This window comes from Micromonospora sp. IBHARD003, assembly GCF_056106285.1.
This window is the reverse complement of the sequence record NZ_JBWBBX010000001.1, coordinates 7,433,007-7,452,060: the sequence shown is the minus strand read 5'-3', so window position 1 is coordinate 7,452,060 and position 19,054 is coordinate 7,433,007. Positions and strand designations below refer to the sequence as shown.

Genomic DNA, 19,054 nt, shown 5'->3' with positions numbered 1-19,054 from the left:
CGGGTCACTCTCCAAGCTTCTCGGTGAGCACGGCGGCGATCCGTGCGATGGGCTCCGGCTGCGTCATGGCGCCGTGCGTGCAGGTGACGCGGTGCTCTTCGATCCGGCCGTCGACGTACGGACGCCAGGCCGCCCCGTAGGGCCAGTCGGCGGGCTTGTCGAGAGTGGCGCCGAAGAAGAGGACGTCGCCCTGGTAGCGGAGGGGTATGTGCTCGGCCATCAGCTTGCGGTGCTGCTCGAAGACGTCGGGCAGGACGCCGGCGGCCTCGCCGAGCAGCGCGGTGAGGTCGGCCTGGCCGCGTCCGCCGTCCGGGTCGTAGCCGAGCGAGGCGAGCAGCTCGGCGAGGGTGTCGACCGGGTCGTCGATGGATGGGGTGCCGCCGGTGGCGTACCGGGCGGGGTCGGCGGGGAGGCCGTCGAGGAGGGCGAGCAGGGCGATCTCCTGGCCCGCGTCCTGAAGGGCGACGGCCATGGCCTGGGCGACCACACCGCCGAAGGACCAGCCGAGCAGGTGGTACGGCCCTTCCGGCTGGACGGCGCGGATCTGCCGCACGTAGTCCTCGGCGATCTCGGTGACGGAGGACGGGGAGCCCCCGTGCAGACCCCGGGCCTGAAGGCCGTGGACCGGGCGGTCCGGGTCGAGGTGGCGCAGCAGGCCGGAGTAGACCCAGCTGATGCCCGCGGCGGGGTGGACGCAGAACAGCGGGGCCTTGGTGCCGCCGGGACGCAGCGGGAGGAGTACGTCGAGAGCGGCGCGGGCGGCGTGGGCGTTGGTGGCTGCCGCGTCGGCCCGGTCGAGGTGCCGGGCGAGGGCGGCCACCGTGGGGGCTTCGAAGAGCGCCCGCATGCCGAGGTCGGCGCCCAGTGCGGTGCGGATCCGGCCGAGCAGCTTCATCGCGAGGAGGGAGTGGCCGCCGAGGTCGAAGAAGCCGTCGTCGATGGACACCGGGCCCGGGAGGCCGAGGACCTCGGCGAAGAGGCCGCAGAGGAGCTCCTCGTGCGGTGTCCGGGGTGCGCGGCCGGTGGGCGAGGAGAGGAAGCCGGGGGCGGGGAGCGCCCGCCGGTCCACCTTGCCGCTTGCGGTCAGGGGGAGCGCGTCGATCGGGACGACGGCGGCCGGGAGCATATGGCCGGGCAGCGACTCGGCGGCGAAGGCGCGCAGTTCGGCGTGGTCGAGCGGGCCGTCCACGACGACATGGGCGACCAGCCGGGGACCGGCGGTGCCGTCCTCGTGGACCGTCACGGTGGCGGCGAGGACCCGGGGATGGCGCGTCAGTACGTGCTCGATCTCGCCGGGTTCGATCCTGAAGCCGCGGATCTTGACCTGGTGGTCGGTGCGGCCCAGGTAGTCGAGGCCGCCGTCCCGGGTGCGGCGGACCAGGTCGCCGGTGCGGTACATCCTCTCCGCCGGTACGAACGGGTCGGCGACGAAACGCTCGGCGGTCAGCGCCGGACGGCCGAGGTAGCCGCGGGCCAGGCCGGCGCCGGTCAGGTACAGCTCCCCGGGGACTCCGGGCGGTACGGGGTTCAGGTGCTCGTCCAGCACGTAGGCGTGGGTTCCGAGGACGGTGCTGCCGAGGGACGGTCGCCCGGTGGCCGCGAACGGCTGGGTGAGCGCGTCGACGGTGGACTCGGTGGGGCCGTAGAGGTTGTGGGCGGTGGTCGCGGGTGCCGCGCGCAGACGGTCCCACAGGGACTGGCCGACCGCCTCGCCGCCGAGCAGCACCACGCGCGGGGTGGCCGTCGACGCCGATTCGTCCAGCAAGCCCTCGTCGAGGAGCTGTTCGGCGTAGGAGGGGGTGACCTCCAGGACGTCGACGGACTTCGTCCGGATGTGCCGGACGAGCGCGGCGGCGTCGCGGCGGACCTCGTCGCCGATCAGGTGCAGCTCGTGGCCCGCGACCAGCCAGAGCAGGCCGTCCCAGGAGGCGTCGAAGCAGAGCGAGGCGGTGAGCGCGACGCGACAGCGGCCGTACCGGCGCTCGGTCGCGCCGATCGGGCCGGTCGCGGAGCGGTGCGAGGCGAGCAGCGCGGCGATCGAACCGTGGCTCACCACCACGCCCTTGGGGCGGCCGGTGGAGCCGGAGGTGTAGATCACGTAGGCGGCGTTCGCCGGGGTGAGACGGACGGTCGGGGCGCCGGCGGCGTGGTTCGCCTCGTCGGGCTGATTCGCCTCGTCGGGCTGGTGTGTCTCATCGGGCTGGTGTGTCTCGTCGGCCGGGGCCGCCGTCAGGACGGGCAGGCCGGTGAGCAGTTCGGGCAGTGGCCACCCCTCGCCTGTCACGGCCAGCGCGGGCGCGGCGTCGGCCAGCATGGCGGCGGTCCGGTCGGCCGGGTACTCGGCGTCCAGCGGGAGCGAGGCGGCGCCGGCCTTGAGCACGGCGAGCAGGGCGATCACGCTCTCCGCGGAGCGCGGCAGGGCCAGGGCGACCACCGACTCCGGGCCGGCGCCCGCGGCCGTCAGGCGGTGGGCGAGGCTGTTGGCGCGGGCGTTCAGCTCGGCCCAGCTGAGCCGGGTGCTCCCGGCGACCAGAGCGGTCGCGTCCGGGGTGCGAGCCACCTGGGCCTCGAAGGCTGCGGACAGCAGCGGAACCTCCGCGGGCACGTCCTCGCCAGCGTCCAGGAGTTCCGCACGTTCGTCGGCGGAGAGCAGGTCGGTCCGGCCGATCGGCCGATCGGGACGGGCGGCCACCGCCGTCAGCAGGCGGCCCAGCCGGACCGCCATGGACTCGACGGTCTCCCGGTCGAACAGATCGGTGGCGAAGTCGATCGCACACTCCAGCCCGGCGGGCGCACCGCCTGCGTCGAAGGACTCGCCCATGGCGATGGAGAGGTCGAACTTGGCCACGTACCCGCCGACCGGTTCGACGGTGGCCGGCAAGCCGGCCAGGTCGAGCGGCGCCTCACCGGTGCCGCCCGGAGTGCCTGCCCGGCCTCCGCCCTGGAGCAGCAGCATCACCTGGAAGAGCGGGTGCCGGGCCAGTGAACGGACCGGGTTGAGCTCCTCGACCAGCCGCTCGAAGGGCACGTCCTGGTGGGCGTGGGCGTCGAGTTGGGTCTCCCGGACGCGGTGGAGGAGCTCGGCGAAGGTCGGATCGCCCGAGGTGTCGGTGCGCAGCACGAGCGTGTTGACGAAGAAGCCGACCAGGTCGTCCAGTGCCTCGTCCGAGCGCCCGGCGACCACCGAACCGATCGGCACATCGGTACCGGCGCCGAGCCGGGTCAGCAGCGTGGCGAGCCCGGCCTGCAGGGTCATGAACAGCGTGACCCGGTGCTCACGCGACAGCTCGACCAGAGCCCGGTGCAGTTCGGCGCCGAGCGGGAGGACGACACGGTCGCCGCGGTGGCTGCTGTCCGCCCTCCGCGGGCGGTCCACCGGGAGTGACAGCTCCTCGGGGAGCCCCGCCAGGGCTTCCCTCCAGTAGGCGAGTTGGCGGGTGACGAGGCTCTCCTGGTCGTCCTCGTCGCCGAGCAGCTCGCGCTGCCAGAGCGCGTAGTCCGCGTACTGCACCGGCAGCGGCTGCCACTCGGGCAGCGAACCGTCGCGGCGGGCGGCGTACGCGGCGGCCAGATCGCGCAGCAGCGGGTCCATGGACCAGCCGTCGCCGGCGATGTGGTGCAGGACGAGGACGAGCAGGTGCTCGTGCTCGTCGAGCGTGAACAGATGGGTGCGGACGGGGAGTTCGGCGGTGAGGTCGAAGGGGATCGCGCCGCACTCGGTCAGGGCGGCCGCCGGGTCGGCGGGCGGGGTGGTGCGGTGGTCGAAGGGGACCCTGGCCTCGGCGGGCGGGACGATCCGCTGCCGGGGCTCGCCGTCGTGCTCGGTGATGACGGTGCGCAGGATCTCGTGCCGGGCGACCAGGTCGCCGAGGGCGAGTTCCAGGGCGGCCGGGTCGAGCGGACCGGTGACGCGCAGCGCGAGCGGCATGTTGTAGAGCGCGCTGGGCCCCTCCATGCGGTCGATCAGCCAGAGCCGCTGCTGGGCGAAGGAGAGCGGAAGCCATTCCGGGCGCTCGCCGGCCGTCAGCGCGAGCCGGGCGCCGCCGCCGTCCAGCCGCTGGACCAGACCGGCCACCGTCGGCGCCTCGAAGACGTCCCGGACGCCGATTTCGGCCGCGAACACCGTGCGGACCCGGCTGACCAGCTGCATGGCGAGCAGCGAATGCCCGCCGAGCGCGAAGAAGTCGTCGTCGACGGAGACCGGTCCCGGCACGCCGAGTACCTCGGTGAAGAGGCCGCAGAGCAGCTCCTCCCGCGCCGTGCGGGCGGCCCGGCCGCCGGCGAAGAGCTGGAAGTCGGGAGCCGGGAGTGCGCGCCGGTCGACCTTGCCGCTGCCGGTCAGCGGCAGTGCCTCGAGGGTGACGACTGCCGCCGGGACCATGTAGGCCGGCAGCGCCTCCGCCACGAACCTCCTTACCTCGACGGCGAGTTCGGTGCTGGGAGCGGCGACTGCGCAGTGGGCGACGAGGCGGCGGTCGCCGTCCGCGCTCTCGTGCGGGGTGACCACGGCCTGGCGGACGGCCGGGTGCCGGGTCAGCACCTGTTCGATCTCGCCCGGTTCGATCCTGAAGCCGCGGATCTTGACCTGGTGGTCGGTGCGGCCCAGGAACTCCAGCCGGCCGTCCGGGCGGCGCCGGACCAGGTCGCCGGTGCGGTACATCCTCTCCGCCGGTACGAACGGGTCGGCGACGAAACGCTCGGCGGTCAGCGCCGGACGGCCGAGGTAGCCGCGGGCCAGGCCGGCGCCGGTCAGGTACAGCTCCCCGGGGACTCCGGGCGGTACGGGGTTCAGGTGCTCGTCCAGCACGTAGGCCCGGGTGCCGAGGACGGTGTGTCCCATGGTGGGCCGCTCCGAATCGGCGTACGCCTGGAGCAGGGTGTCGACGGTGCACTCGGTGGGGCCGTAGAGGTTGTGTCCGGTGGTGGCCGGGGCCTCGCGCAGGCGGGTCCACAGCGCCTGGCCGATCGGTTCGCCGCCGAGCAGCACCACGCGTGGCGCGGGTGCGTCCAGCAGGCCTTCGGCGATGAGGCGTTCGGCGTAGGTGGGGGTGAACTGGAGGGCGTCGATGCCGGCCGTGCGGATGTGCCGGACCAGGGCGGCGGGGTCGCGGCGCAGGTCGTCGCCGATCAGGTGCAGCTCATGGCCCGCGACCATCCAGAGAAGGCTGTTCCAGGAGGCGTCGAAGCAGAGCGAGGCGGTCAGCGCGGCACGCAGCCGGCCGTGCGTCCGCGCGGGCTCGCCGAAGGTCTCCGCCTCGTGGGCGGCCAGCAGGCCGGCGACCGAACCGTGGCTCACCACGACGCCTTTGGGGCGGCCGGTGGAACCGGAGGTGTAGATCACATAGGCGGCGTTGGACGCGGTGATACGGACGATCGGGGCGTCGGCAGGACGATCGGCCCACGTCTGCTCGTCGGCGTCCAGGACGACGGGCCCGGCAAGGTCGTCGAGCACCTCGGGCAACGGCCAGCCCGCGTTGGTGAGCACAGCCGCCGGTCGCGCATCCGCCAGCATGTGAGCGATCCGCTCGCGCGGATACTCCGCGTCCAGCGGCAAGAACGCCGCACCCGCCTTCAGCACGGCGAACTGGCAGACCACCGTCTCCACCGAACGCGGCACAGCAAGCGCCACCACATCCTCCGGCCCGATACCCGCAGCCCGCAAACCGTGCGCAAGCCGGTTGGCACGCGCATCCAGCTCCCCGTACGTCAACCGGACATCCCCGAACACCAGAGCAACGTCATCCGGCACCGCGGCCACCCGCGCCGCGAAAACCTCCGGAACGAGCGGAAGTTCGGCGGGCAGCGGCCGGTGGCCGCCGAGGAGTGCGGCGCGCTCGCCCTCGGCCAGCAGGTCGGCGCGGCCGATCCGCTGGTCGGGCCGGGCCGTCATCTCCGTCAGCAGCCGGCCGAAGCGTGCGGCGATGGACTCGACGGTCTCCCGGTCGAACAGGTCGGTGGCGAAGTCGATCGCACAGTCCAGTCCGGCGGGCGCTCCGTCCGGTCCGAAGAACTCCTCCAGCGTCAGATTGAGGTCGAACTTGGCGACCCCGGTGTCCGCCGGCAGCGCCTCGGCCCGCAGGCCGGAAAGCGCCGGCTCGGCCCCGGAGTCGGACTGGAGGACCATCGCCACCTGGAAGAGCGGGTGACGGGCCAGCGAGCGGGCCGGGTTGAGCTCCTCGACCAGCCGCTCGAAGGGCACGTCCTGGTGCGCGTAGGCACCGAGGCCGGTCTCCCGTACCCGGCCCAGGAGTTCGGTGAAGGTCGGGTCGCCCGAGGTGTCGGTGCGCAGCACGAGCGTGTTGACGAAGAAGCCGACCAGGTCGTCCAGCGCCTCGTCCGAGCGCCCGGCGACCACCGAACCGATCGGCACATCGGTACCGGCTCCGAGCCGGGTCAGCAGCGCGGCCAGTGCGGCCTGGAAACTCATGAAGAGCGTGACCCGGTGTTCGCGGCTCAACTCGACCAGAGCCCGGTGCAGTTCGGCTCCGATCGGAAGGGCGACCCGGTCGCCCCGGTGGTCGGCGCGGGCCCCGCGCGGCCGGTCGACAGGAAGGGTGAGCTCCTCCGGGAGGTCGTCCAAGATACCGCGCCAGTAGGCGAGTTGACGGGATATCAGACTGCCGGGGTCGTCCTCGTTGCCGAGCAGCTCGCGCTGCCAGAGCGCGTAGTCCGCGTACTGCACCGGCAGCGGCTCCCAGTCGGGGGCACAGCCGTCGAGGCGGGCGGCGTAGGCGGCGGTCAGATCGCGCAGCAGCGGGCCCATCGACCAGCCGTCGCCGACGATGTGGTGCAGGGCGACGATCAGCACGTGCTCCTCGGGGGCGACCCGGAGGAGGGTGACCCGGACGGGCGGTTCGGCGACCAGGTCGAAGGGCCGGCGGGCCGCCCGGTCGATCTCGGCGTCCACCGACTCCGGTGCACAGTCCAGCAGTTCGACCGGAAGGCTGGCGTCGGCGCGGCCGAGGACCAGCTGGTGGGGCTCGCCGTCCTGCTCGGTGATGACGGTGCGCAGGATCTCGTGGCGGGCGACCAGGTCGCCGAGGGCGAGTTCCAGGGCGGCCGGGTCGAGCGGACCGGTGACGCGCAGCGCGAGCGGCATGTTGTAGAGCGCGCTGGGCCCCTCCATCCGGTCGATCAGCCAGAGCCGCTGCTGGGCGAAGGAGAGCGGAAGCCATTCCGGGCGCTCGCCGGCCGTCAGCGCGAGCCGGGCGCCGCCGCCGTCCAGTCGCCGGGCCAGACCGGCCACCGTCGGCGCCTCGAAGACGTCCCGGATGCCGAGTTCGGCGCCGAGCGCCGAACGGACCCGGCTGAGCAGCCTGGTGGCGAGCAGCGAATGCCCGCCGAGGGCGAAGAAGTCGTCGTCGACGGAGACCGGCCCCGGCACGCCGAGCACGTCGGCGAAGAGGCCGCAGAGGATCTCCTCGCGCGCCGTCCGGGCTGCGCGACCGCCCGTGGACGCCGCGAAGTCGGGGGCGGGAAGCGCGGAGCGGTCGAGCTTGCCGTTGACGTTGAGCGGCAGCGCTTCGAGCGTCGCGAAGGCCGCCGGGACCATGTAGTCCGGCAGCGTGGCGGCCGCGTGGGCGCGCAGCACGGCCGGGTCGAGCGGGGAGTCCGCCACCACATAGGCAGCCAGGCGGGTGGCCGTGCCGGCCGTACCGTCCGTACCGTGTGGGTACGGCAGCACTGCGGCCTGGAGGACGTCGGGGTGGGCGGTCAGAACGGTCTCGATCTCGCCGAGTTCGATCCGGAAACCGCGCACCTTGACCTGGTGGTCGGTGCGGCCCAGGAACTCCAGCCGGCCGTCCGGGCGGCGCCGGACCAGATCGCCGGTGCGGTACATCCGCTCCGCCGGTACGAACGGGTCGGCGACAAAACGCTCGGCAGTCAGCGCCGGACGGCCCAGGTAGCCGCGGGCCAGACTGTCGCCGCCCAGATAGAGCTCGCCGGGAACGCCGGGTGGGACGGGCCGCAGACCGGCGTCCAGGACGTGCGCGCGGAGGTTGGGCAGCGGGCGGCCGATCAGCGGGCGCGGATCGCCGGAGAGCCGGTGGTACAGCGCGTCGACGGTGCATTCGGTGGGGCCGTACACGTTGAGCACGACGGTGTCGGGGGCGGCGGTGAGCGCGGTCCACAGAGCCTGGCCGAGGGCCTCGCCGCCGACCATCAGGAGGGCCGGCGGGCAGCGGTCGAGCAGTCCCTCCTCGACCAGCCGCTCGGCCTGACCGGGGGTGACGTCGAAGACGTCGGCACCGGTGTGCTCCGCATAGCGGACGATTGCGGCGGCGTCGCGGCGCAGATCGTCGTCGAGCAGGTGGAGTTCGTGTCCGGCGACCATCCAGAGCAGTGCTTCGAGAGCCGTGTCGAAGGAGAACGAGGCGGTCTGGGCGAACCTGAACCTCCGCCCCGGGTGGGCCTGTCGGGCGGCGGCGATGGTCTCGTCGCGGTGGAAGGCGAGCAGGTTGGCGAGTCCGCCGTGACGGACCACGACGCCTTTGGGGCGGCCGGTGGAGCCGGAGGTGTAGATCACATAGGCGGCGTTGGACGAGGTGATACGGACGATCGGGGCGTCGGCAGGACGATCGGCCCAGCTCCGCTCGTCGGCGTCCAGGACGACGGGCCCGGCAAGGTCGTCGAGCACCTCGGGCAACGGCCAGCCCGCGTTGGTGAGCACAGCCGCCGGTCGCGCATCCGCCAGCATGTGAGCGATCCGCTCGCGCGGATACTCCGCGTCCAGCGGCAAGAACGCCGCACCCGCCTTCAGCACGGCGAACTGGCAGACCACCGTCTCCACCGAACGCGGCACAGCAAGCGCCACCACATCCTCCGGCCCGATACCCGCAGCCCGCAAACCGTGCGCAAGCCGGTTGGCACGCGCATCCAGCTCCCCGTACGTCAACCGGACATCCCCGAACACCAGAGCAACGTCATCCGGCACCGCGGCCACCCGCGCCGCGAAAACCTCCGGAACGAGGACGTCCGCGCCGGGCCGGGCGGTGTCGTGCCACTCGGCCAGCGCGGTCCGGCCGGCCTCGCCCAGGACGTCCAGTTCGGCGACCGGGCGGTGCGGGTCGTCGGCGGCCTGGGCGAGCAGGTGCAGCAGGGCGTCGGTGAGCCGTTCGGCGGTGGCGCGGTCGAACAGATCGGTGGCGAACTCCAGGCCGCCCTCGACGCCGGCCGGGGTGCCGTCCGGGTGGTGGCGTTCGGAGAGGTTGAGGGTGAGGTCGAATGCGGTGGTGGGCAGGCCGAGCGGCTCGTAGGCGGCACGGGTGCCGGGGAACTCGGGGCCGCCGCCCGCCGTGTTGTCGAAGGCGATCATCACCTGGAAGAGCGGGTACCGGGCCAGCGTACGGACCGGGTTGAGCTCCTCGACCAGCCGCTCGAAGGGCACGTCCTGGTGCGCGTAGGCGGCCAGGTCTGCCTCCCGGACCCGGCCCAGCAGCTCGGCGAAGGTGGGCCGGCCGGTGAGGTCGGTGCGCAGCACCAGGGTGTTGGCGAAGAATCCGACCAGCTCGTCGAGGGCCGGGTCGAGGCGGCCGGCCAGCGGGGTGCCGATCGGCAGGTCGTCGCCGGCGCCGAAGCGGTGCAGCAGGGTGGCGTAGGCGGCCTGGAGCACCATGAAGAGGGTGGCGCCGTGCCCGGCGGCCAGGTCGGCGAGCCGCGCGTGCAGGTCCGCGTCCAGCGCCAGCGGGACGACGTCGCCCCGGTGGCTCGCGACGGCCGGTCGGGGGCGGTCCAGCGGGAGCGGCAGTTCGTCCGGCAGGCCGGCCAGCGCCCGTCTCCAGTGGTCGAGTTGGCGCGAGAGCGGGGACTGCGCGTCGCTCTCCGCACCGAGCAGCCGGTACTGCCAGAGGGTGTAGTCGGCGTACTGGACGGGCAGCGGCTCCCCCGCGGGCACCGAGCCGTCACGGCGGGCGGTGTAGGCGTCGGCGAGGTCGCGGAAGAGCGGTCGCAGCGACCAGCCGTCGCTGGCGATGTGGTGCATCACCAGGAGCAGTACATGCTCGTCGGGCGACTCGGGGCGCAGATAGGCGTGCAGCGGTACGTCGACGGCCAGGTCGAAGGTGTGGCCGACCAGTTCCTGCACCGGACGGTCGGTGACGGTGAGCAGCGGGGCCGGGGGCACGGGCAGTACCCGCTGGTACGGGACCCCGTCGTGCTCGCCGAAGACCGTACGCAATGACTCGTGGCGGGCGACGACGTCGCCGAGCGCGCGTTCCAGGGCGGTCGCGTCCAGCGGTCCGGTGAGCCGGAGGGCGAGCGTCACGTTGTAGGTGGCGGCGGGGCCTTCGGCCTGGCCGAGGAACCACAGCCGCCGCTGGGCGAAGGAGACCGGCAGGCGTTCGGGCCGGGTTTCGGGGCGGAGCGCGGGCCGGGCCGGGTCCGTGGCGAGCCGGGCGGCGAGGGCGGCGACGGTCGGGGCCTGGAAGAGGTCGCCGATGGCGAGTTCGGCGCCGAGTTCGGTGCGCGCCCGGCCGACCAGGCGGGTGGCCAGCAGGGAGTGACCGCCGAGTGCGAAGAAGTCGTCGTCGATGGTGATGTCGTCGATGCCGAGGATCTCGCCGAAGAGCGCGCACAGGGTGCGCTCGCGCTCGTCGCGGGGGGCGCGGCCGGCGGTGTCGGCGCCGCCGGGCCCGGGGGCGGGCAGCGCGCGCCGGTCGACCTTGCCGTTGGCGTTGAGCGGCAGGGCGGGCAGCACGACCACGGCCGCGGGGACCATATAGCCGGGAAGGGCCTCGGCGGCGAACTGCCTGAGCTCGGCGTCGAGTTCGGGATTCTGCTCGAGAGTGGGGCCGGGCACCGCGCAGTAGCCGACCAGCCGGGTGTCGCCGGGGCGGTCCTCGCGGGGGATCACGATGACCTGGCGGACGGCGGGGTGTCGGGAGAGTACGGCCTCGATCTCGCCCGGTTCGATCCGGAAGCCGCGCAGCTTGACCTGGCCGTCGACCCTGCCGAGGAACTCGATCGCGCCGTCGGTCCGGCGGCGGACCAGGTCGCCGGTGCGGTACATCCTCTCGCCCGCCGTGAACGGGTCGGCGACGAAGCGTTCGGCGGTCAGCGCCGGTCTGCGCCAGTAGCCGCGGGCCAGGCCGGCGCCCGCCACGTACAGCTCGCCGGGGACGCCGGGCGGGACGGGCTGCAGCCGGGAGTCGAGGACATGGGCGCGCATGTTGTCGAGCGGGGCGCCGATCGGCGGCCGGGGGCCGGCCAGGTCGGCGGGGGCGAGGTGGTGGTGGGTGGCGAAGGTGGTGGCCTCGGTCGGCCCGTAGACATGGGCGAGCAGCAGGTCGGGGCAGTGGTCGAGGACGCGCTGCATGAGGGTGCCGGAGGCGGCCTCGCCGCCGGTGCAGACGGTCCTGAGGGCGCGGAAGGTCTCCGGGGCCTGCTCGGCGACCAGGTCGAAGAGCGCCTTGGTGAGGAAGACGGCGGTGACGTGGTGCCGGGTGGTGACGGCGTGCAGGGCGGCGGCGTCCAGGTTGCCGGGCGGGGCGACGACCACCGTGCCGCCGGACAGCAGCGGCGTCCACAGCTCGTAGGTGGCGGCGTCGAAGGCGTGCGGGGAGTGGAGCAGGATCCGCCGGTGCCGGCCGTCCTGCCAGCGACGGTCGGCGGCGAGGCCGACCACGTCACGGTGGCGGACAGCGACGCCCTTGGGGGTGCCGGTGGAGCCGGAGGTGAACATCACATAGGCGAGGTGGTCGGGGTGGACCGGGATGCCGGGGTCGTGTGCCGGGGCGGCCGCCTCGTCGCCGGGGCGGACCACGACGGCGGTGTGCGGGAATCCGGGGTCGGTGCGGTCGGTGAGCAGGACGGGGGCGGCGGTGTCGGCGAGCAGCGAGGCCATCCGCTCCGGCGGCAGGCTCGCGTGCATCGGCACGTAGCAGCCGCCGGCCTTGAGCACGGCCAGGGTGGCGACGACCAGGTCGACGGAGCGCTCCATCAGCAGGGCGACCGGGGACTCCGGGCCGACACCGCAGGCGATCAGGTGGTTCGCCAGCCGGTTGGCCCGGGTGTTGAGCTCGGCGTAGCCGACGGTGCCGCCGTCGTGGGCGAGCGCGACCGCGCTGGGGGTGCGGGCGGCCTGGGTCTCGAACAGCTCCGGCAGCGAGCCGGACGGTACGGGCGCGGCGGTGGCGTTCCACTCGTCGGACAGGCGGTGGCGCTCCTCGGGGGCGAGGATGTCGAGGGTGCCGATCGGCGCCCCGGGGTCGGCGGCCGCGGCGGCCAGCAGCCGGCCCAGGCGCTCGAACAGAGTGGTGACAGTGCCGCGGTCGTAGAGGTCGGCGGCGTATTCGACCGATCCGCTGAGGCCGGCGGGTGCGCCGTCGGGAGTGTGCCGCTCGGTGATGCCGATGTTGAGGTCGAACTTGGCGACGCGCAGACCGAGCGGTTCGGGCTCCGGCTCCAGGCCCGGGAGTCCGAGTTCACCCTCCTCGGTGTTCTGCAGTACGAGCAGGGTCTGGAACAGCGGGTGGCGGCCGAGGGCGCGGACCGGGTTGACCTCCTCGACCAGCCGCTCGAACGGCACGTCCTGGTGGGCGAAGGCGTCGAGCTGGGACTCCCGGACCCGGCCGAGGAGTTCGGCGAAGGACGGGTCCCCCGAGGTGTCGGTGCGCAGCACCAGGGTGTTGACGAAGAAGCCGACGAGGTCGTTCAGCGCCTCGTCGGAGCGGCCGGCGACGCCGGTGCCGAGTGGAATGTCGGTGCCGGCGCCGAGCCGGGTGAACAGCGCGGCGAGTCCGGCCTGGAGGACGGAGAACAGGGTGGAGCGGTTTCTGAGGGCCAGATCGGCCAGCGCGGCGTGCAGTTCGGGGCCGTAGCCGAACGGCACGGCGTCGGCTGCCCCGGTCGGGGCGGGCGGCCGGGGGCGGTCCACCGGCAGCTCCAGCTCCTCGGGCAGAGAGGACAGCACTCCTCTCCAGTAGTCGAGCTGACGGCTCATCAGGCTGGTCGGGTCGGTTTCCTCGCCGAGCAGTTCGCGCTGCCAGAGCGTGTAGTCGGCGTACTGCACCGGCAGTGGCTCCCAGTCGGGGGCCCAGCCGTCGAGGCGGGCGGCGTAGGCGGTGGCGAGGTCGCGCAGCAGGGGGCCGAGCGACCAGCCGTCACCGGCGATGTGGTGGAGAACGACGAGCAGCACGTGCTCGGTGCAGGGATCGTTGGGCGACTGAGCAGGGGTGAGCGAGAAGACCGTGACACGGATGGGCAGTTCGGCACTCAGGTCGAAGGTGTGGGCGGCTGCCCGGTCCCGCAGGGCGGGGTATGCGTCCGGTGCGCAGTCCACCGTCTCGAAGGCGATCTCCGCCTCGGCGGACGGCAGGATCCGCTGGACGGGGACTCCCCCGGCCACCGGGAACACCGTGCGCAGGGCCTCGTGCCGGGCGACCACGTCCGCCGTCGCGGCGCGCAGCGCGGCCGTGTCGAGCGTGCCGCGCAGGCGGACCGCGAACGGCAGGTTGTAGAGCGCGGTCGGCCCTTCGATCTGGTCGACGAGCCAGAGACGCTGTTGTGCGTACGAAACCGGGATCACGGTGCTTCCTCTGCTCACGTCACGGCGTGGTTGGTGTTCGGGTTGCCTCAGACGGCGACTGCGGTGGTGGGGCGCACCGTGGGCCGGCAGTACAGGAGGTCCACGGGGCGGCCCATCGCGACGGCGATCTTCCGGTCGCCGCGGAACGGGTCGCGGCCGTGCGCGCAGAGCACGTTGTCGACGAGCATCACATCGCCGGTCTGCCAGGGCTCGCGGACGGTGGCGGCGTCGTAGGCCGCGTTGAGGGCGTCCACGTCCTCGCGGGAGAGCGGATCGCCATCGCCGAAGCCGGTGTTGAACGGCAGGCCGTCGGGGCCGAACTCGTCGACCATGGCCTCGCGGATGTCCGGGTCGAGCGACCACTCGTTCCAGAAGGCCAGGTGGTTGAACCAGACCTCCTCGCCGGTGTGGGGATGGTGGATGGTGGCCGAACGCAGCTGGCTGGTACGGAGGTTGCCGTCCGGCTGCCACTCCCAGGCGATGCCGTTCTCCCGGCAGTAGCGCTCGACGCCGGCGCGCTCCTCGGTGCCGAAGGCGGTGCGCCAGCCGAGCGAGAGGTAGTCCGAGTAGGTACGGGTGAGCGTCCAGCCGGAGGACCGGCCCCGCCGCGCCAGGTGGTCCGGGAGCCCGGCGAGGACCTTGCGGACGTCGGCGGTCGGGGTGGCCCCGCCCGCTTCCGGGGCGGTCAGGCAGGCGAAGAGCAGCCGGCCGGGGAAGGTCAGCGTGTAGCTGTTCTCGTTGTGCATCCGGATCGACTGGGCGGGCGGCAGATCGGTGGACGAGAAGACGCCGTCGCCGAAGTCGCTGCGCGGAGTGGCCTTCTCCCGGTACGGGGTGGGCTCGGGGATCAGGACGTCGCGGACGGCGGCGACGTCCGCGCTCTGCGCCACCGGCAGCCCGCGCAGAAAGATCGTGCCGTGCTCGTGCAGGGCGGCGGTCAGCGCGGCCTCGTGCTCCCGCAGCCACTCGCAGGCCTCGGCGATTCCTGCGGTGGCCGGCACCTGGGCGAGGGCCGGGCGGCCGGGGTTCAGCTCCCAGGTCGGCATTGCGGCGCTCATCGCTGGTCGAGGGTGGCGAGCAGGCTCGCCGGGCGGATGTCGGTCCAGTTGGCCTCGATCCAGTCGAGGCACTCCTGGCGGGTGGCCTCGCCGTGGACGGTGGTCCAGCCGGCCGGCACGTCGATCCAGACCGGCCAGAGCGAGTGCTGGTTCTCGTGGTTGACCAGGACCAGGTAGCCGGAGTTGTCGTCCTCGAACGGGTTGCTCATGGTGGTCTCCGTAGGTGAGAGGTGCACTGGGGTGTGATTCGAAGGTAGGGGCGCCGAATCGGCGCGAGCGGCACAAGCTCCGGCAGGTGAGCGGCAGTTCGGCGCTGCCGGAGGGCGGTCCGCGGTCGCGGTGCCCGCGCCCGGAGGCGAGCGGGCGGGCCTAACGGGGGATGAGGCGGACCGGGAAGTGGTCCAGCCCGAAGTTGATGATCGAGCGGTTGTGGCGGACCGGCCCGGTCGGCTCGATGCGGGCCGCCTTCTCCAGCGCGGCCGAGTACAGCGCGCTCAGCTCCGCCTTGGCCAGCGGGGCACCGATGCAGTAGTGGGCACCCAGGCCCAGCGCGAGGTGTTTGTTGGGCGAACGGTCGAGCCGGATCTCCTCGGGCTGCTCGAAGGCCTCCGGGTCCCGGTCGGCTGACCACACCCAGACCGCGACCCGGTCGCCGCGGTGGATCTGCCGTCCGCCCAGCTCGATGTCCCGGGTGGCGGTGCGCAGCGTGTGCAGGCCCACCGAGGTCCAGCGCAGGAGCTCGTCCACGGCGGAGTCCATGGACACCTCGCCCTGCTGCAACTTCCGCCAGAGGTCGGGACGCTGGACCAGGGTGTGGAACCCCATGGCGGCCGTGTGGCGGACGGTCTGGACGCCGCCCACGACGATGTTGTCCAGGTTGAGCACCACGTCCTCGACCGGCAGCAGTCTCCCGCCGACCTTGTACGTGGCCATCATGGAGATGAGGTCGTCACGCGGATCGGAGCGGCGCAGCATCACCTGGTGCAGCAGGTAGGGGATCAACTGCTGGTGCCCGGCCCGGCGTTCTTCCGGGGTGCGGCCGAGGAAGGCCACGTCGCAGACCCGGACCACCATGTCCCGGTCCTTCTCGGGGACGTCCAGCAGGTCGCACATGACCGCGAGCGGGAGCGCGGAGACCACGTCGACGAGATCCACCTCGCCCTGTTCGACGGCCCGGTCGAAGAGCTCGCCGGCCCGTTCGGCGATCGAGCGGGCGGCACCGCGCACCCCGCCCTTGGAGAAGAACGGGTTGGCGGGGGCCCGCAGTTCGCGGTGGCGGGGCGGATCGGTGAGGGCCATCATCCGGCCCGAGCCGACCGGCACCTTGCCCTCCCCCGAGCCGAGCAGCGAGCCGGACTCCGAGCTGAACACGGCCGCGTTGCGCAGTACGTCCGCCGACTCCCGGTAGGTGAGCACCGACCAGACGGGGCCGTCGTCGGCGGTGTCGGTGAGGTGGACGGGTGCCTCGCGGCGCAGTTCGGCGACCAGCTCCGGGGTGTCGGGCCGGGCCCACAGGCCCGGGTCGGTGAGGTCGACGGCGGTGGTGGTGGTCGGCATCACAGCTCCCTGCGTGCGGTGGGGGACGGGACGGACGTCTGACGGTCCGCCAGAAGCGAGGTCAGGAGATCGACCGGGCCGGGCCGGTCGACGGTGGCGAGCAGATGTCCGCCGGGGACGACGCGGTGGGTGAAGGCGCCACGGGTGTGGGCGGCCCAGCCGGTGAGGCCGGTGGTGGCCGGCATCGGGTCGTCGGCTCCGGCCAGTGCGTGGAGTGCGGAACCGATGGGCGCATGCGGGCGGTGGCGATAGGTGGCGCTGACGGCGAGGTCGGTACGGATGGCTCCGAGGGCGAGCTCGACCAGGTCAGGATCGGCCCGGACCAGCTCTTCCAGGCCGGTGAGCCTGAGGAGTTCGGCCGCGTCCAGGTCCCGGGACTCGCGCGCGGTCCACTCGGCGGGGGCAGGCGCACCGACCGTGACCACCAGCTCGGGGCGGCGGTCGGCGGGCAGCGCGCGGGCGACCTCGTAGGCGAGCAGGGCGCCGAAGCTCTGTCCGTAGAAGCCGAACCGGCCGCCGTCGCCGCCGGTCAGGTGCGGGGTCAGTGCGTCGGTGACGGCGGCGACCAGGGCGTCGAAGTCGGGGGGCATCGGGTGCCGGCTGCGGCCGCCCCGGGCCGGCGGGCGCAGCGCCCAGACCTCGGCGACGGGGGCCAGGGCGCGGGCCAGCGGGGTGTACGCGGTGGCATCGCCGCCGGCGTGCGGGAAGCAGAACAGCCGGACAGGGCGGTGGGGTTGGGGCACGGGGACGAGCAGCCAGTCGCCCTCGGCCCGGGGGCGGGCGGTCCTCGCGGTGGGAGTGCTCAGCGTGGTGGTCGGGGTGGTGGTCGGGGTGGTGGTCGGGATCGTCATCGGACGGCCGCCCGGCGGGCGGTGAGGGTGGGGCGGGCGGGGGCGGGCCCGGCCTCTGTGGCGCGCCGGACGGCGGCGGTGAAGTCCGCCAGGTCGGCGGCGTCCAGCAGATGGCGGAGCTGGAGCTCGACGTTGAGCTTGCGGCGCAGCAGATGGACGACGCGCAGGGCGGCGAGGGAGTGGCCGCCGAGGGAGAGGAAGTCGTCGGTCGGCTCGACGCCGGGCACACCGAGCACGGTGCGCCAGACCTCGGCGACCTGCTCGTCCACTCCCGCTGCCGCGTGCGGCTCGGAGGCCGCTCCGGGTGCGGCGGCGCCCGCCGCCGGGGCGGGCAGGGCATGGTGGTCGACCTTGCCGTTCGGGGTGAGGGGCAGGGCGTCCAGCACGGTCACCGTGGCCGGCACCAGATGGGCGGGCAGGGTGCGGCGCAGCTCGGCCAGCAGATCGGCGGGGCGGACGGCCGTGCCGGTCACATAGCCGGCCAGCCGGTGGTCCCCGGGCGCGGCCTCGTGCACGGTGACCGCGGCGGCGGTCACCCCGGCCAAGGCGCCCAGCGCGTGCTCGACCTCGCCGGGCTCGATCCGGAAGCCGCGCAGCTTGACCTGGCGGTCGACCCGGCCGACGTACTCCAGGAGGCCATCGGCGGAGCGGCGGGCCTGGTCTCCGGTGCGGTACATCCGGGCGCCCGGTTCCGGCGCGAACGGGTCCGCGAGGAACCGGCCCGCGGTCAGGCCCGGGTGGCCCGGGTAGCCGTGCGCCAGGCAGGGCCCGGCGAGGTACAGCTCGCCGGCCGCGCCTGCGGCCGTCACGGGGTCGAGCCGGCCGTCCAGGAGGTAGGCGCGGACGCCGGGCAGCGGCTCGCCCAGGTGGGGGCCGGGGCCGGTGATCGGGGTGGTGATCGCGTCGACGGTGCACTCGGTGGGCCCGTACAGGTTGAGCGCGTCGATGCCGCCGTCGGCCAGTTCACCCCAGGTCCGGGCGGGCACGGGCTCGCCGCCCAGGAACAGCCGCGGGACCCGGGCGCCGGACAGCGCCTCGCGGAGCAGCTGCCAGTGCGAGGGGGTCAGGTCGAGGTCGGTGACACCGTGTTCGGCGAGCAGCTGCGCGAGGCGCACCGGTTCGGCTCGCCGGGCGTCGTCGATCACCACCAGGGTGTCGCCCCGGCAGATCCGGATCCACTGCTGGACGGAGGCGTCGAAGGAGACGCTGGCGTTCCAGGCGACGACGCCCGGCTCCGGGCGGTAGGCGCCGCTGAGTTCCAGTGCGGCGGCGAGGTCGGCGACGGCGCCGTGCGGGACCTCCACGCCCTTGGGACGGCCGGTGGAGCCGGAGGTGTAGATGACGTAGGCGGAGTCGAGCGGGTGCGGGACGGCATCGGCCGCCTGGTCGTCGGTGTCCGGGCCGGCCGGGGCGGCGGCGTCCGGGCGGAGCACCGGTACGCCGTCCGGAACGGGTGGCGCGGCGTCGGCACTGACCACGGCGGCGAGGCGGGCGTCGGCGGCCATGAACGCGATCCGCTCGGCCGGGTACGCCGGGTCGAGCGGGACGTACGCGGCGCCGGCCCGCCAGGTGGCGAGCAGCGCGACCGGCAGGTCGGCGGTGCGGGCGAGGTGGATGCCGACCCGGTCGCCGCGCCGGACGCCGTGCGCCCGCAGGGCGCGGGCCAGGGCGGCCGTGCGGCGGTCCAGGGCGGCGAAGTCGAGGCTGCCGTCGACGGCGTGCACGGCGGACCGCCCGGGGTGGGCGGCGACGGCGGCGCGCAGACGGGACAGCAGGTCGGCGGCGGGCGTGGGGGCGGGGCCGGGAACGGAGGTGGAGGTGGAGGTGGACGGTTGGGCCAGGGTGGTCATGCGAGGGCACTCCTCGGTGGTCGGTGAAATGGATGGATCACGATGGGTGGATCACGATGGGTGGGTGCCGCGTCGGGAAGGCGCCGGGCTCGGTGGCCGATACCGTCCCGGCCTGCCGCACGGACGCGGCTCACAGCACGTGGCCGGGATGACGTGACCGGCGGCGCGTCGGATATCGGCGCACGGCCGGGATGACATGGCAGCGCGCGACCG

6 protein-coding genes are annotated in these 19,054 nt (G+C 73.7%); all 6 read right to left on the bottom strand.

Translation table 11 applies throughout. From position 1 onward, the window contains the following. Window positions 1–4 precede the first annotated feature (4 nt). On the bottom strand, window positions 5–13,525 hold the full coding sequence (locus ACTWOL_RS32575) for a non-ribosomal peptide synthetase (protein ID WP_474300454.1): 13,521 nt from the start codon (window positions 13,523–13,525) through the stop codon (window positions 5–7). A 47-nt stretch (window positions 13,526–13,572) separates the two neighbouring features. Beyond that, window positions 13,573–14,583 carry a TauD/TfdA family dioxygenase gene (locus tag ACTWOL_RS32570; protein WP_474300453.1) on the bottom strand — a complete coding sequence of 337 codons (1,011 nt, stop codon included), beginning with the start codon at window positions 14,581–14,583 and terminating at the stop codon, window positions 13,573–13,575. Further along, entirely contained in the window at window positions 14,580–14,792 is a 213-nt protein-coding gene (locus ACTWOL_RS32565; protein WP_474300452.1) for an MbtH family protein, read from the bottom strand. The genes ACTWOL_RS32570 and ACTWOL_RS32565 overlap by 4 nt, the downstream gene beginning before the upstream one ends. Window positions 14,793–14,952: 160 nt before the next feature. Next, complete coding sequence (locus ACTWOL_RS32560) at window positions 14,953–16,140, bottom strand: cytochrome P450 (RefSeq protein ID WP_474300451.1); 1,188 nt, start codon at window positions 16,138–16,140, stop codon at window positions 14,953–14,955. Beyond that, the gene (locus ACTWOL_RS32555) at window positions 16,140–16,991 is read right to left on the bottom strand and encodes a thioesterase II family protein (RefSeq protein WP_474300450.1); all 852 of its coding nucleotides are present in this window, start codon (window positions 16,989–16,991) and stop codon (window positions 16,140–16,142) included. Before ACTWOL_RS32555 ends, ACTWOL_RS32560 begins: the two co-directional genes overlap by 1 nt. Then, a complete protein-coding gene (locus ACTWOL_RS32550) occupies window positions 16,988–18,841 on the bottom strand; it encodes a non-ribosomal peptide synthetase (protein WP_474300449.1) in 1,854 nt (617 codons plus the stop codon). The genes ACTWOL_RS32555 and ACTWOL_RS32550 overlap by 4 nt, the downstream gene beginning before the upstream one ends. Between the last annotated feature and the right edge of the window lie 213 nt (window positions 18,842–19,054).

Bases quoted from the DNA above. Each gene is read 5' to 3' on its own strand.
- ACTWOL_RS32550 (WP_474300449.1), bottom strand. From the start codon at position 18,841: ATGACCACCCTGGCCCAACCGTCCACCTCCACCTCCACCTCCGTTCCC.
- ACTWOL_RS32555 (WP_474300450.1), bottom strand. From the start codon at position 16,991: ATGACGATCCCGACCACCACCCCGACCACCACCCCGACCACCACGCTG.
- ACTWOL_RS32570 (WP_474300453.1), bottom strand. From the start codon at position 14,583: ATGAGCGCCGCAATGCCGACCTGGGAGCTGAACCCCGGCCGCCCGGCC.
- ACTWOL_RS32560 (WP_474300451.1), bottom strand. From the start codon at position 16,140: ATGCCGACCACCACCACCGCCGTCGACCTCACCGACCCGGGCCTGTGG.
- ACTWOL_RS32565 (WP_474300452.1), bottom strand. From the start codon at position 14,792: ATGAGCAACCCGTTCGAGGACGACAACTCCGGCTACCTGGTCCTGGTC.